The organism is Flavobacterium sp. P3_A6 (assembly GCF_056403035.1).
The window spans coordinates 1-627 of the sequence record NZ_JBFUGG010000075.1 but is presented as its reverse complement, the minus strand read 5'-3'; the positions used below and the strand labels follow the sequence as shown (position 1 = coordinate 627).

Sequence of the window (627 nt, the reverse complement as noted above, 5' to 3'; positions counted from 1 at the left end):
GTCGTCAACGACGTCGACCAGAAGAGGACGCGACAATGTCAGCACAGCAACGCCGCTCCACCCGATTCCCCCGTCTGTTGGTGCTGACCGCAGCAGCCGCGAGCCTCGCGCTGATGGCGGCCGGTTGCTCCAGCGGAGGTAGTGGTTCCGACTCCAGCGGAGGTAGTGGTTCCGACTCCAGCTTCGGATTCCCCGCCCCCGAGCAGATCAAGGACAGCCCGATCACCATCTGGGTGGACGCTGACCGCTCGGCCATCGCCGAGGCATTCCAGACGGACAACCCCGACATCAAGGTGAATATCGAGACGTACGACGGCAACTCCGGCGGTACCAACTCGTTCCAGACCAAGGTCGCGCTCGCCGACGCAGCCGGTGAAGGCTGGCCCGACGTCGWGTGGTCGGGGCAGGTGAACGACGCCAGCTGGGCCGCGAAGGAGCAGAACGGCGTTCAGGCTTTCGCCGCGGCGCTCGACACGGGCGTCACCGAGGACGGCTGGCTTGACGGCTACACCGCGCACGCGCTGGACCCGGTCACGGTCGACGGCCACATCTACGGTGCCCGCGACAACCTCGCGCCCGTGGTGTTCTGGTACAACAAGGCCCTGTTCGACGAGTTTGGCTACGACG

General features: G+C 66.1%; 1 protein-coding gene. It reads left to right on the top strand.

Features of this window, described 5'->3' with window-relative positions; all coding sequences use genetic code 11:
• Positions 1-35: 35 nt before the first annotated feature.
• A partial coding sequence (locus tag AC1DVP_RS21385; protein ID WP_477185485.1) for an extracellular solute-binding protein occupies positions 36-627 on the top strand: 592 nt, incomplete at its 3' end.